This is a genomic window from Shewanella jiangmenensis, assembly GCF_018596335.1.
In the GTDB taxonomy this organism is placed as follows: domain Bacteria; phylum Pseudomonadota; class Gammaproteobacteria; order Enterobacterales; family Shewanellaceae; genus Shewanella; species Shewanella jiangmenensis.
On sequence record NZ_JAHEPS010000006.1, the window covers coordinates 21,612 to 36,540 of the forward strand.

8 protein-coding genes are annotated in these 14,929 nt (G+C 54.6%); 3 read left to right on the forward strand and 5 right to left on the reverse strand.

Annotation, left to right across the window (positions count from 1 at the left end; genetic code table 11):
- Positions 1 to 154: 154 nt before the first annotated feature.
- Entirely contained in the window at positions 155 to 598 is a 444-nt protein-coding gene (yfbV, locus tag KJI95_RS14605; protein WP_214507942.1) for a terminus macrodomain insulation protein YfbV, read from the forward strand.
- A 68-nt stretch (positions 599 to 666) separates the two neighbouring features.
- Here yfbV and pflA read toward each other — a convergent pair whose 3' ends face one another.
- The 3 genes from pflA to KJI95_RS14620 form a co-directional block, all read right to left on the reverse strand.
- Positions 667 to 1,407 carry a pyruvate formate lyase 1-activating protein gene (gene pflA / locus KJI95_RS14610; protein ID WP_214507943.1) on the reverse strand — a complete coding sequence of 247 codons (741 nt, stop codon included), beginning with the start codon at positions 1,405 to 1,407 and terminating at the stop codon, positions 667 to 669.
- 87 nt (positions 1,408 to 1,494) lie between these two features.
- On the reverse strand, positions 1,495 to 3,777 hold the full coding sequence (gene pflB, locus KJI95_RS14615; RefSeq protein ID WP_214507944.1) for a formate C-acetyltransferase: 2,283 nt from the start codon (positions 3,775 to 3,777) through the stop codon (positions 1,495 to 1,497).
- Positions 3,778 to 4,334: 557 nt separating this feature from the next.
- Positions 4,335 to 5,900, reverse strand: a complete 1,566-nt coding sequence (locus KJI95_RS14620; protein WP_214507945.1) for a DUF3360 family protein — start codon at positions 5,898 to 5,900, stop codon at positions 4,335 to 4,337.
- Between the two features lie 807 nt (positions 5,901 to 6,707).
- On the opposite strand from KJI95_RS14620, the gene focA reads away from it, so the two are divergent.
- Positions 6,708 to 8,396 carry a formate transporter FocA gene (gene focA, locus KJI95_RS14625; protein WP_214507946.1) on the forward strand — a complete coding sequence of 563 codons (1,689 nt, stop codon included), beginning with the start codon at positions 6,708 to 6,710 and terminating at the stop codon, positions 8,394 to 8,396.
- Between the two features lie 49 nt (positions 8,397 to 8,445).
- Here focA and KJI95_RS14630 read toward each other — a convergent pair whose 3' ends face one another.
- Positions 8,446 to 9,366, reverse strand: a complete 921-nt coding sequence (locus KJI95_RS14630; RefSeq protein WP_214507947.1) for a LysR substrate-binding domain-containing protein — start codon at positions 9,364 to 9,366, stop codon at positions 8,446 to 8,448.
- 338 nt (positions 9,367 to 9,704) lie between these two features.
- On the opposite strand from KJI95_RS14630, the gene yfcC reads away from it, so the two are divergent.
- Positions 9,705 to 11,249 (forward strand): putative basic amino acid antiporter YfcC, encoded by a 1,545-nt coding sequence (gene yfcC, locus KJI95_RS14635; protein WP_250885860.1) that lies wholly within the window; start codon positions 9,705 to 9,707, stop codon positions 11,247 to 11,249.
- A 432-nt stretch (positions 11,250 to 11,681) separates the two neighbouring features.
- Here yfcC and KJI95_RS14640 read toward each other — a convergent pair whose 3' ends face one another.
- The gene (locus KJI95_RS14640) at positions 11,682 to 14,477 is read right to left on the reverse strand and encodes a TonB-dependent receptor domain-containing protein (protein ID WP_214507948.1); all 2,796 of its coding nucleotides are present in this window, start codon (positions 14,475 to 14,477) and stop codon (positions 11,682 to 11,684) included.
- Between the last annotated feature and the right edge of the window lie 452 nt (positions 14,478 to 14,929).

Here is a 14,929-nt window from a genome sequence, read left to right on the forward strand (position 1 = left end):
TCATGAATTGGCTGACCGGGCAAACCCCGGCATGGTTGGCACCAAGAAGTGCCGACAATCTTTGTCACATTCTCCCGCGGCTATGCTGCTTGGGGAGGCGACTGGCTTTGTGCTAAGGTAAAGACAGTCTGTGCTGGTATTAAGGTGGCATTGGTTGAAGCTTCAACTCTTCACCACCCTGGGCGATGGCCGCCGTTATATGAAGGCCTGGCCCATGGTGAAATCTCTGGGGTTTTTCTTCCCCGAATATCGTGTCGTTAAGGCCACGAATTTGGCTATTCGCGTGATGCCGGCGCTGGCTGTGCTCTCGGCGGCAGGTCCGCTGTACCTTAATGGCTGGGCGTCTTTGCCCCAAGCCATTGCCATGGGTTTGTTTTTCTTAAGCTTGCCGCTGCAGGGGCTGATTTGGCTTGGCCATCGTGCCCGCCATCCTTTGCCGCTGTCGCTGCTCAGCTTTGGTAACCAATTGCAGGAACGTTTGGCGGCCATGGGGGTTGATTATGTGCCCCTCGGTGCCAAGGCCTGCTACCTCGATATGGCCAACCTTCTGAAGATAGCCTTCGAGCGTCTCGATGCAAGTTACTGGGATGAGCTTTAACGGCTGATACGGCCTGTGTGCGTCATTCCCACTGCACCCTTTTTATCTGCTTTTTAAGGTAAATGCCGTCAGTAGGTCGCGTTTATCCCGCGGGCCCTGAACACCGCCTGGATGGCATCCAGGGTGTCTTTGGCGGGGGGATGGACATGCTTGAGCGGATAATCTTCGCCCATGGCTTCCCACTTGTGTTTGCCAAGCTCGTGGTAGGGCAGCAGCTCTACCTTTTCCACGTTGCCCATGGGAGCAATAAAGTCGGCAAGTTTTTCAGCGCTTTGAATATCTTCGGTAAAACCGGCGACCACCACATAACGGATCCAGGTTTTTTGGCCGCGTTTGGCAAGATACTCGGCAAACTGCAGGGTGCGCTGGTTGCTGACCTTGGTTAAGTCCTGATGCCTGTCATCATTTATGTGTTTGATGTCCAGCAGCACCAGATCGGTGTTGTCGAGCAGCTCATCAATGGCCGGCGTGTATTTGCGCACAAAACCATTGGTATCAAGGCAGGTATGAATGCCTTCTTTATGGCAGGCCTTAAACAGCTCGGCCACAAACTCGGCCTGTAAAATAGCTTCGCCGCCACTGGCGGTAACGCCACCACCGCTGGCATCCAGAAACGGCCGATAGCTGATGATTTGGCTCATCAGCTCATCGACCTGCATCTCTTTGCCGCCATCCAAATCCCAGGTGTCGCGGTTATGGCAGTATTGGCAGCGCATCAAACAGCCCTGCATAAAGGTGATAAACCTGATGCCGGGACCGTCTACTGTGCCGAAGGATTCCACCGAATGAACCCTGCCTGTAACTGTCATTGAAACTCCTGCGCGGGTGGGAAAACGGGGACAACTGCGGCAAGCCGCAATTGTCCTTTAGCGGGTAGTGAATTACCAGCGCCTTAATTACAAACCTTGTGTAAAGGTGCGGGTGATCACATCCTGCTGCTGCTCTGTGGTCAGCGAGTTAAAGCGCACCGCATAACCAGATACCCGGATGGTGAGCTGCGGATACTTGTCTGGATGGGCAATCGCATCCTCAAGCATTTCGCGGTTCATCACGTTTACGTTCAGGTGCTGACCGCCTTCGCGGATTTCGCTGTGGCGGAAGTAACCGTCCATCAGCGCTGCCAGGTTACGTTCGCGCGCCTTCTCATCTTTGCCGAGTGCATTGGGCACGATGGAGAAGGTGTACGAAATACCGTCCTGTGCGTGGGCAAAAGGCAGTTTGGCCACCGAGGTGAGCGAGGCGATGGCGCCTTTCTCATCACGGCCGTGCATTGGGTTGGCTCCCGGGGCAAAAGGCGCACCGGCGCGGCGACCATCCGGGGTGTTACCTGTCTTCTTGCCGTACACCACGTTGGAGGTGATGGTCAGGATAGACTGGGTCGGAATGGCGTTGCGGTACATCTTCTTGTCGCGGATTTTGGCCATAAAGCTTTCAACCAGCATACAGGCGATGTCATCAACACGGGCATCGTTGTTACCGAACTTGGGATAATCACCTTCGATTTCAAAATCAACGGCAATGCCTTGCTCGTCACGTACCGGCTTGACCTTGGCGTACTTGATGGCAGACAGGGAGTCGGCAGCAATCGACAGACCGGCGATACCACAGGCCATGGTGCGGCGCACGTCGCGGTCATGCAGCGCCATCAGCGCGGCTTCGTACGAATACTTGTCGTGCATAAAGTGAATGGCGTTAAGCGCGGTGACATACTGGGTTGCCAGCCATTCCATCAGGTCATCCAGACGCGACATCACATCGTCATAGTCCAGGTATTCGCTGGTGATAGCCTCAGATTTAGGACCAATCTGCACTTTCAGCTTTTCGTCCACGCCGCCGTTGATGGCATAGAGCATGGTCTTGGCGAGGTTAGCGCGGGCACCGAAGAACTGCATGTGCTTGCCAACCACCATGGGGCTTACACAGCAGGCGATGGCGTAATCGTCAGACTCAAAGTCAGGGCGCATCAGGTCATCGTTTTCGTATTGGATGGAGCTTGTATCAATCGACACCTTGGCACAGAAGTTTTTGAAGTTCTGTGGCAGCTTTTCAGACCAGAGCACAGTGATGTTTGGCTCAGGGCTTGGGCCCATGTTGTACAGGGTGTGCAGGAAGCGGAAGCTGGACTTGGTCACCAGAGTACGGCCATCAAGGCCCATGCCGCCGATAGATTCGGTGGCCCAGATTGGGTCGCCGGAGAACAGCTCATCGTACTCAGGGGTACGCAGGAAGCGCACCATGCGCAGCTTCATCACGAAGTGGTCAATCATTTCCTGCGCCTGCTGTTCGGTCAGGGTGCCGTTTTTCAGATCGCGCTCAATGTAGATATCGATAAAGCTTGAGGTACGGCCAAGTGACATGGCGGCGCCGTTCTGGCTCTTCACTGCGGCGAGGTAGCCAAAGTAGGTCCACTGAATGGCTTCCTGGGCGTTTTTGGCCGGGCCTGAGATGTCGTAGCCGTATTTGGCGGCCATTTTCTTCATCTGGGCCAGGGCGCGATGCTGCTCGGCAATTTCTTCACGCAGCTGCATGGTGGCCTGCAGATCTTCACCGGCTTCAAAACGTGCTTGCAGAGAAGTGAACTGCCTGAATTTGTCGGCCATCAGGTAATCGATACCGTACAGGGCCACGCGGCGATAGTCACCAATGATACGGCCACGGCCGTAGGCATCAGGCAAGCCGGTCAGCACACCGGATTTACGGCAAGCGAGGATTTCCGGGGTGTAGATGTCGAACACGCCCTGGTTGTGGGTTTTGCGCAGCTCAGAGTAAACATACTTGATGTCGGCATCGAGCTCGCGGTCGTAGGCGGCACAGGAGCTTTCCACCATACGAATACCGCCGTTTGGCAGCATGGCGCGCTTGAGCGGCGCATCGGTCTGCAGACCAACGATGGTTTCGAGTTCTTTTTCGATATAGCCGGCATCGTGGGAGGTGATGGTGGATACCTTGTCGGTATCAAAGTCCAGCGGCGCGTGGGTGCGGTTTTCTTCCTTGATGCCTTCCATCACCTTGGCCCACAGGGCGTTGGTGGCTTCGGTTGGGCCAGCGAGGAAGCTGTCGTCACCTTCATACGGGGTGTAGTTGGCTTGAATAAAGTCACGTACATTGACATCGGACTTCCAATCACCGGGAACGAATCCTTCCCACGCGGTTTGGAACAGCTCAGTTTTATCGGTCATCGTACTTCACCTTCTATTAGAGAAAAGGGTCGGGGACTTGCCCCTCATCGAGTCTTTTTCCATCCCGGCTGTGCATCCCCCGATGAGGCCAGGACCCCGGAAGACCTTCCGGCGTATTGGGTGGACCTAACTTAAATCGGCGACATCGGCTGAGATAAGAGAAGGATGTGCCTTAAAGTTAAATTGGTAAGACCAATTGCCCAAAAGAATATTAACACAAGCCTGTTAACGTCGCATCCAAAAGCGTTCGCTATCTGAGCGCTTAATGCAAATTTTGCTATCGACTTAGCAGTTTTTAAGCTGTTTTTGCAAGTTGGCATAAGACAACGCTGATTTTCAATCAATCGAATAGAGTAATTCACGCCAGGGCGGTAGATGCACAGTGAGAAGCGCCGTGCTGACTAGCGCGGCTTGAGTGGTGAATACACTTCATTGCCAACAAGAACTGCCTGCTACAGATGGATACAGCAGATACTCCCCGAAAAAGAAAAGGGGCCATAAGGCCCCTTGGAATTTATTGAACGCACTGAAAAACACAGTCACCAAATCAGTAAGCGTTACAGCAGCGCCGGAATACCTTCAATCATGCCCACCGCCAGCATGGCCGCAAGACAGATGGCAAAGGCAAGGCCCGGAATAACCACACGGTCAACAAACGACAGGCTGGCGGCGCGCTCTTTGTCACCAATCAGACCGTTGTTGTCGAGCAGCATGGTCAGCGCCCAGGCAAGCACAGGGTTGGCCACGAAAGAGCCGAAGATACAGATCCCGGCGGCCTGGCTGCTCTGGTTGTCTTTCACCATCTGCAGACCGGCTTCCAGCAGCGGCAGGAATACGCCAACCAGCAGCGCAATCGACATCACAGGGCGCCAGGTGGTGAGATCCATCGGATAGCCAACAATCGCCACGATAATACACAGGGCGCCGAGCAGAATACCGCCGGCAGGAATGGGGCGTTTGGCGATGGCGGCCGGGATCATATAAGTGCCCCAGCTTGAGGTGATGTTACCGCCACCAAAGGCTGTTCCGACCATTTGGCGCAGCGAGCAGGTGGTCATGGTGTCATCCACGTCCATCAGCACTTTTTCGGCGCCTTTGGGGTAGTTGAGCTCCTGGAAAATACGGTGACCGAGGAAGTCAGGCGACCACATGGCAACCGCCAAAATTGCAAACGGCAGAGACGCAATAAAGTGCTGCATGGTGGGCAGGCCAAGCTGCCAGCCGGTTTCGGTTGAGCCCCACCAGTACACTGGGCTTAAGTTAGGCAGACCGGGGGCTGTAGTGAACTTAAGGTCAAGCCCGGCGCCGAGCAAAAAGGCCATTACAATCGCGGCGATAGAGCACAGCGGAATGGCGAGCCAGCGTTTGCCAAGCTTGGCCAGCAGCGCGTAAATCACCACGTTGGCAAGCAGAATAAAGAAGGCCACATGGCTTAGGGAGTAATCCAGCGCATGTTTGGCTTCAAGGCCGCCCGCCCAGCTGAACAAGGACTCAATCTGACTCTTGGCCCCCATAAAGCCAAGGAACACCAAAAGGCCGCCGGCCACGCCGCTGCTGGTGAGGTTCACCAGCCGCGATCCCCCCTTAAAGAAGGACAGGAGTAAACCGAACACGCCTATCAGAATCGCCAGTGCCAGCGGGTGGGCGCCTGCCAGTGCAATGGCGCCAATCAGCGGGATCATCGGGCCGTGGTTGCCGCCAAGGTTGGCGCGGGGGTTTAAAAAGCCGGAGCTTAAAATACAAAACAGCAGGGCGGGAATGAGCATCTCAACCCGGATAACCGAGATGATAAAGTCGGCGCCAAGGTTGATATGATCCCAGCGCTCGGTAAGCCCGGCGGCCCACGCGGCCATCACCGCCGAGTACATCACGGTAATGCCGATGGTGCCTGCGATGGCGGGAACCAAATCTTCCCATTCAAAATTGAAGTCGCGACCGGGCAGGTTAAGGCCCCAGCGTCTGGGCTTCATGATTTTAAGTTCATGATCCAGATAGGCTTCTCGGGTTGGAAATTCGGATGCGGGACGGTGCAGCTCGCGATAGCTCTTGCTGTCGATATCGCGCTCTGCGCTGACGGACTCGTTGAGGCCGGCAGCCTCGGTGGGTTTTGCTGCTTCTGACATGATTGATCCCCAAAAAAACAGCGGGTTTGTGCCTTTGTGACCAGCTTTGAGGTCGTCCTTGCCAAGGCTGAGCTTCATTGGATGAAGCGTCCTTCAGGGGTTATCCAGTGGCTGCTGCGGGGGCCTGCAACCAAGGGGATCCGGGTTCCGATAATCTGCTCAAATTGGTCATACCAATTTACCTGTTAAAAATGTTACCACAGCGGTAACGACCTCTCATTAACTATCAATCTTTCTGAAGCTGGCGTATCAGGATTTGCGATGCGGATAACATTCCGCTGTTTTTGTGCACCTAAAGTGGCCGCAGCGCCGCAATTTATTGCGCTGGCGCAAGGCGCAGCGCTTTTTTTAATGCATCTGGAGCACATTCCCGCCCGTTTGGGCGCATTTTTGACCTCATTCGTCCGCTTACTTCTGCTGCTCTGCCTGTTTTGGCGCTGTGGTTTGTCTGTCTAGGCGTTGCGCTTTGCTGATTTCAGTGCCGATGCTGCCGCCTTGGCGTGGTTTGATACCGAGCATGACGCAGTTTCGCCTAAGCGCTGGCGCCTCATTAACCACTGCCGCCGTCAGTATCAATTTGGCTGATGATGCTCATCAAAAGTCCTCGATATTTTCAATACTGTCATGCTGTTACAGTCAAATTATCCATCCGGAAACCCACAGGATATCTATGCAATGCCAATACAATCTCAATCCGGCCCGCATTCTCAAACAGCCCTAAGCGCTCTGGCGGGCAGACGTTCTGCAGCCAAGGATAATCCTCGGCAACAGGTCCCCCAGCCTTACACAGCGCAGCAGACGGCCAATATGAACAGGGCTACTGGAGGCCATGCCTGTGGCGCAAGTGGTGGTGCGGGCCGCGCCGGTGTATGCCGCGTTTGTGGCGAAAGTATTGGTGCCGAAAGCGCTGGTGTATGCCGCGTTGGAGTAGGCAGTGCTTTGGATGGCGCCAATCCGCAAAGCCTAAGTGCGCTTGTCGACGCCGTGTGCGCATCGGGGGCCAAAAAGCTTACTAAACCCACAGGGCAGCGCGTAGCCGAGGCTTGCTACGCCGGGATGTTTATTGCGCTCGCCTTCGTGTTTTACCTCACCGTCACCACGGGGGCCGGCGATGCCCCCTGGGGACTGGTTCGCCTCGTTGGAGCGCTTGCCTTCAGTGTCGGGCTGATGTTGGTGGTGCTGCTGCAGGTGGAGCTTTTTACCGGCACTGTGCTTACCGCCATGCCTTATGTGCGAGATGTGCGCGGCAAAGCCGGGTTTCGTCAGCTTTTGTCTGTGTGGGCACAGGTGTTTGTGGGTAACGCCGTGGGTGCACTTTTTATGGCGCTGCTGATTGTGCTTGGCGGGGTGTGGCAGCTTGATGGTGGCCTGTGGGGGATACAGGTTATGAGCACGGCAACGCATAAGCTGCATCACAGCGCCAGTGAGGCCTTTTTCCTTGGTGTGCTCTGTAACTTTTTGGTTTGTCTTGGGATTTGGCTAACGCATTTGAGTCGCTCCGTGCTCACCAAGGCGGCGCTGTTAATGTTGCCGGTGGCGCTTTTTGTCAGCAGCGGCTTTGAGCACAGCATTGCAAATCTCTTTTTGCTGCCGCTGGCGTGGCTGCTCCAAAGCCTGATGCCGACTTCGCTGCTTTTAAGTCACGGGCTTGATGTGGCTGCGCTCAGTGCGCTCACGCCGGCAAACATTCTGTTTGCCAATCTGCTGCCGGTCACCCTCGGCAATATCGTTGGCGGCGCACTGTTAACCGGGGTTGGCTTTCTCGCGGTGGCGCGCCTTTCAAAGACTTCGCCGCCCACTACACATTATCCATACCCGGCAAATGCCGCTTTAAGTGCTTCAAAAGAGCAGCCCGAAGCGCAGGCAGAAGAGGCAGCCTTGTCTCGCACCGCCTTATCACGCACAGCCTTATCTCTCAAAGCCAAGTGTTACCAATCAGCAGTCACTGAGGAGTCCCAAACCATGAACAGCTATTTAAGTACCTTAAACGTAAGCAGCCTTGCTGAACCCATTGTGTGTATCGATCGCGGCGTCAGCCTGTGGCAGGCGCTGAAGCAGATGAATGACGCCGGCAGCACTTGCCTTGCGGTTGTCGCAGGTGGTGGCCGGCTGGTGGGCATGCTGACACTGCAGGATGTGCTGAGAGGCCTGTGGGCGGAAGAATTCAGTCTCGATGGTGCCTATGTGGCGGGGGATTTGATGAGTCAGACCTTAAGCACTGTGGCGCCGGATGACAGCCTGCTGCCGCTAATTGAGTTCTGGGCGGTGGACCGCAGTAGTCTCTTTCCGGTCAGCACCGAGGGGCATTGGATTGGTGGCCACTATCAGGCCTATGAAGAGCGCCTGCGCCAGGCGAGCGCAAGTACGCCCTCTGTGCTGCCGGTGGTGCAGGCGGGTGTGGTTGAGGGCATGGTGCGCCGCGAGCGCTTGCTTGAGCTGATGACATCGGCCTTTTGCGAGCGCTCCGCCTCGGGTGTTGCTGCGCCCGCCAACTGAGCGCTTTGCTGAGTATGTCTTCCGAGCCCTTCTGCAGAGCCCCTCAGGTTTACAGTGGCTCGGCTTTTTCCTTCGTCTGGCGGTGGCGTGCAAGACGGCGCGCCTCGGCAATCACGCAGTCCCTGAGCGGATTGTCGGCGGCATCAAGACGCCAGACAAAGGACAGCTGGCGTTTCATATTCAGTTTCGGGGTTGGCAAAATAATGAGCTGACCCGCCTGAACCTCTTTTTCCACATCCAGATAGGGCAGGGCCGACAAATAAGGTCCATTGCGGACCAACGCTTTTAACACCGATACCTGCTCGTACTCGCGCCACACGTTGAGCCGGTCAAGGTTACCGTGGATGGCGGCATCAAAAATCCGTCTGGTGCCAGCACCTTGTTCCCGCAGCACCCACTTGGCGAACTCCAGCTGCGACAGGCTGATGTTGCCGTATTTGCCATAGGGATGGTGGGGCGCGGCGATAACCACCAGATGATCTTCAAGCCAGGGCTCGAGGCACAGGCGCGCATCATCGCTGCGCCCTTCGATAATGCCAAGGTCAACCTCGTACTCCAGCACTGCCTGCACCACGTTTTCGGTGTTTTCCACCATCAGCTCAATATGAATTTGCGGGAAATCGCCATCAATGCGGCTGATGAGATCCCCAAGCAGATGTTCAGCCGCGGTTTGGCTGGCACAGAGCGCGAGATTGCCCGACAGCAGGTGCTGATCGTGCAGCCCCATGGCGATTTGGGTGGCATCTGCGAGCAGCTTGCGGGCACGGGGCCTAAGCCAGGTGCCCCAGTGGCTCAGAATAAGCCGGTTACCCTGACGGATAAACAGCGGCCTTCCGAGCAGATTTTCGAGCTGCTGCACCGACATACTCACCGCCGATTGGGTCATCGACAGTTTGCGCGCCGCGCCGGAGACGCTCTCAAGGCTTGCCACCGCATCGAATACGGCCATTTGTTTGAGGGTATATTTCATCTTGCTTAAATAGGGCTCGTGAATATAAAACTGCTTGATACTTCTGCCAATTTTATAAAGTGAGTCGCCATTTGGCAGCGGCTTTGACAGAAGAAGTTGTAAAGCGTTAACAGGGGCACGTTTTGGCCAAAAGCGGGAGCGCGCAGGCAGGCGGCGATGTGGCGGTTAAGGACAGGATCAGGCAGTTAAGGTATAGTGCACGGCTTTGGAAGGTGCGACGGACTAGTGCCATTCGCTGCGAACTCTGCCTTGCATCTATCCGCTGTAAGCTCTCGCAGAGCAAGCACGGGACTTATTCGTATCTTCCCTCGCTTCGGCCTTTGGATAAACACAATAAAATGACAGCCAATACCCGCGCTCCTGAAACGGGGAGCAAAACCTCGTTCACCATGCCAGATACCCTGGTGCTGATTTTCTTTGTGGCGCTGTTTGCTGCGCTGCTGACCTATCTGGTGCCTGTGGGCTCCTTTGATACCCAAACCGTGACCTTTATGCAGGATGGGGTGGAAAAGAGCCGCGAGGTGGTTAATCCCGACTCGTTCCGCTATGCCCTCGATGACGAAGGTGAGCCAAGGCTTGCACCGGTCGAGCCCTTCGATGCCTCCGGCAAGGGCTTTTTCAATTACATGTTTGAAGGGCTGGTGTCCGGCGATAAATGGGGCAGCGCCATCGGCGTTATCATGTTTATGCTGGTGATTGGCGGCTCCTTTGGCATAGTCATGGCCACTGGCACCATAGATAACGGCATCCTTCGGCTTATTCATCACACCCAGGGGCGGGAGTTTCTGTTTATCCCCGTGCTGTTTGCGCTGTTCTCTTTGGGCGGCGCCGTGTTTGGTATGGGCGAGGAAGCCATTGCCTTTGCCATCATCATTTATCCCTTGATGCTGCGCCTTGGTTACGATGGCATCACCACTGTGATGGTGACCTATGTCGCGACCCAGGTGGGCTTTGGCGCCAGCTGGATGAATCCTTTCAGCGTGGCGATTGCCCAGGGCATCGCCGGCATTCCGGTGATGTCGGGCGCGGCGGTTCGCATTCCCATGTGGGTTGGTTTTACCCTGCTTGGCATCGCCTTTACGTTGCATTACGCCCGCAAGGTAAAAAGAAGCCCTGAGCTTTCTTACAGCTTTGCCACCGATGCACAGCTTAAACATGCCGCTGACAAGGCAGATGAGAGCAGTACTTCGCCCGGCGCCAGCCGCTTTAACCTTGGCGATATGCTGGTGCTTGCTGCCATTACCGCCACCATGGGGTGGGTGATTTGGGGCGTGGTGGTTAAACACTGGTTTATTCCCGAAATCGCCAGTCAGTTTTTTACCATGGGGTTAGTGGTTGGGGTGATTGGGGTTGTGTTTAAGCTCAATGGCCTGACAGCTAACGGCATGGCCAAGGCTTTTAAAGACGGCGCGGCGACCATGCTGGAGCCGTGCCTGCTGGTGGGCAGCGCGGCGGGGATTTTGATTTTACTTGGCAAGGGCGGCCCGACCGAGCCTTCGGTGCTTAACAGCATTTTGTCGGCGGCGGGCGGTTTTATCGGCGGCTTACCGGATGCGCTGTCGGCCTGGTTTATGCTGCTGTTTCAGTCGGTATTTAACTTCTTTGTGACCTCAGGCTCAGGCCAGGCCGCGCTTACCATGCCCTTGATGGCACCCCTTGCCGATATCGTTGGCGTAAGCCGTCAGGTAGCCGTGCTGGCGTTTCAACTGGGGGATGGTTTTACCAACGTGCTGGTGCCAACCTCGGCGTCTTTGATGGCGACCCTCGGCGTGTGCCGGGTGGAATTCAGCGCCTGGCTTAAGTTTATCTGGCGCTTTATGCTGCTGATTATGGCGGCGGCGAGCGTGATGGTCATCGGCGCGCATTACTTGGGGTTTAGCTGATATTGCCAGCCTGATTTATTAGCAACCTGATTAAAGCAGCCTGATTAATCAGCTGTCCCATTGGGCTGCCTGGTCGATACAAGCCTGCAAACAAGCGTCGGTTAATCACCGGCGCTTTTTTATGGGTCCACTGCGTTGACATTAAGTGCTTTTAAATTAGGCACTTTGAAGTTAAGTGCGCTGGCTATGTACTAAGAGGCTGGGAGCTGCGGCGCTGTGCGCTAACGGGTTATGTTCCCTGTCCCAGCTGGCTCACCTGTGGGTTATTGCCTAATCAGAACAGTTACTTCCCCTTGCGTAGAGATTGCTTGGTCCTTCTTGGTCTGCACCGCGAAACGTCTACGTTAACCGCTGCGCGGCCTTCATGATAGCCAGAGAGACATAAAAAAACGGCACCCGAGGGCGCCGTTTTTACTGGTTCAATCAGTCCGATTAGAACTTCAGGTCATACTGAGCGTAGAAGAAACGACCTACGTTGCTGTATACGCCCTGGTTGTAGAATGGCCAGTCGAATGGGGTGCTGAAAGATGGGTCGCGATCCAGCAGGTTACGGATACCCACGCTCACACGGCTTGCATCATTCAGGTGGTAACCGGCGCTCCAGTCGAGCTGGAAGTAGCTGGCTACGTGCTGTGAACGACCTGCGTCAATCACATTGCCTTGTTTGTCAACCTTGGCACCGTAGTGACCAATCAGCTCACAGGTTTTGCCAACGGTGTTGCGCTTGTCGTAATCCTCGTAACCTGGCAGGAAGCGCATGTTCAGTGCGGTGTCGAAATCATCCTTGGCATAACCTACACTGCCGTTGAGGGTGAATTTCTGCATCGCATCGTCAGCAACTGAGTCACACAGAGGCTGAGTGGCAGAGTTCTGAGTCTCATAGCTAAGGAACTGCTCGGCCTTCAGCTTGGCGCTGATGTCACCGAACGAGAACTCGCTGTTGTACTGTACGTTGTAGATAAGACCGGTCGCGCTGCGCTCAGTCAGGTTCTGCAGGTTTGAACGAACATAACCTTCACGGTTGGTGTCAGTCAGTTTACCTTCAGAGTTACGAACTACCAGGTGAGTCAGACGGCCAGCGGCTTCTTCGTCCAGGATTTCCTGGGTAGACAGAGAACCTACTACGTCTTCGATTGACAGTGACCAGTAGTCGATAGAGGCAGAGATTTCTTCAGTGATCTGGTACACAGCGCCGATGTTGTAAGACACAGAAGTCTCAGGCTTCAGCTCTGGGTTACCACCGCTCTTGGAGTTGATTTCAGTCTTATCACAATCGCTGCCACCAAACTCGTTACAACGTCTGGTATCAACGATACCGTTGTTCACACCGGCAGATTCGGCAGTGAACAGGTCATCCAGGTTAGGCGCCTTGAAGCCGGTGCCGTAAGAGGCGCGCAGCAGCAGGTCGTCGATTGGACGGTAAGAGATCTTGGCAGAGTAAGTGGTCTGAGAAGCATCACCGATGTCCCAGTCAGCGGCGTCGTTACGCACGGCCAGATTCACTTCCATATCTTCGATGATTGGCAGAGAGAACTCGGCAAATGCAGCGGCGTTATTGAAAGTACCGCCACCGTTTGAACCTGCACCACCGATCACCAGACCAGCTACAGTGGCTGGATCTGAACGGTCCTGATACTTCTCGGTACGGAAGTCAACACCGGCGGCTACGCCGATTTCACCACCAGGCAGTTCCCATGGGGTCACGCCAGAAGCAACCAGAGAAGAGAAGCTCACTTCGTACTCACCGGTACGGTGAATGGCAACCTGCAGCGCATCACAGGTTGGCTTCAGTGCAGCAGAGCCACAGTCGTTCAGAACGAATGGGTTCAGCACAGAAGTGGGGCTGTTGAACGCGTCAGACACTTCTTTAGACAGCAACTGACCGCCGGCACCGATCTGACGGTTGGTCAGCTTGGAGTGACCAATGTCAAAGTCCAGTGACCAGCTGTCGTTGATGTGGTACATGAAACCACCGACGGCCTCGAAGGTCTCGTTGGTGTTGTCTTTCATGCGGTTACCGAAGTCCAGGTAACGACGACCTACGGCAACTGAGGCTTCGCCGGCTTCAACCAGCTTGATGATTTCTTCAGCCTTGGCCTGGTCATCCTTGTAACGGTCGTTACGCAGGAAGTCAGCCAGGAATGGGCTGTTGGATACGTCTACCTGACCTGGAGCCGGAGCGTTTGAGGTCAGAGTGTAAGCGCGGGTGTAACGGAACTGTGCGTCGAAAGACAGGTCATCGGTCTGCTCATGGTTGATGGCAGTGAAGATGGACTGACGGTCAGACTCAGGCTGCAGCTGATACAGTGGAGCGAAGTCATAGCGGCAACGGCCACTGCTGGTTACCTGATCGGCTGGACAGGTAGACCAGGCAGCTGAGCCCTGGCCGGCCGCGCCGTTTACATAAGGCTTGCCAGTCGTTGGGTCGATTGTCGGGCTAACAACGGTGTAACCCGGGATACCCAGGGTAGAGCGACCTTCACCGCCTTCATGGCCTTCGATAAAGGCAGTACGGCCGAATTCACGGTCGATAGCTTCGATTGGGGCGCGGCCCAGGTGCTCAGCAGAGAACAGGATGTTGGTTTTCTCGTTGCTGGCACCGGCTACGATAGACACGTTGGTCTCGTTGCCATCGATGTTTTCGGTCTTCAGACCGCTGCTTTGAACGGCTGCACCGTACTTGGCGCTAACATGAACGCCTTCAAAGTCTTTCTTGGTGATGATGTTGATTACACCGGCCACAGCGTCAGAGCCGTAAATGGCAGATGCGCCGTCAGGCAGAATGTCGATGCGCTCAACCGCGGCCATTGGCACCTGGTTGATGTCGGTGAAGATACCGCCGGCAGAGTTCTTTGGCAGACGACGACCGTTCAGCAGGATCAGGGTGTATTCAGAGCTGAAGCCCTTCAGACCTACAGAAGAAGCACCAGCGGCCTGGCTCAGGGTTGAAGACTCGTTGAAACCACCGGAAGCCGCGTTTTCACGCAGGAATTCAGCAACAGAAGACACGCCGGTTTTTTGGATGTCTTTGGCATCAAAAGCGATAACTGGGTTAGCGGTTTCCATGTCGGTACGCTGGATACGTGAACCGGTTACGGCAATACGCTCAACCTTGGCACCGTCAGCCGCTTCTTCAGCGAATGCCGGTACAGTCGAAATAGCGGCGGTAGCAGCACCACCGATCAGCGCAAAGCGAATGGCTTTGGCCAATGAGTTATTAACGAGCATGGTTTTCTCCCTGACACTTACTATGTGTTTTGGTTTTTATATTGGACGATATGCGGATACAAATTAATAAATAAGCTATCCAAAAGTTCGTCTGGCCGGAGATATAACCACACGGAATTTACATGTGCAACACGGTGGCGGTGGCGTTGGTAAGGCGCTTGGATTTACTTAAATAGCCATTAAAAAACACAAAAACGCAACATCTGCATCGTTATTTTGGGCGATTTTGCTGTTAATGGGGTAATGCGTTGTGATGATGTTAATTGAGTGTTTAATCCAACTCGAATTTTAGATTAATGACGGCGATCAGATAGAGGGTAATGTTTAATAAAACGCTATTTAAATAACAAAGTTAAAACATTAATTTTTTGCATATGACATAAATAACGCGGGTTTTGCTTTAATTTTGTCCGTTTTATGCCGGGTTGATTAGATTGTTTTGTGAGCCATAT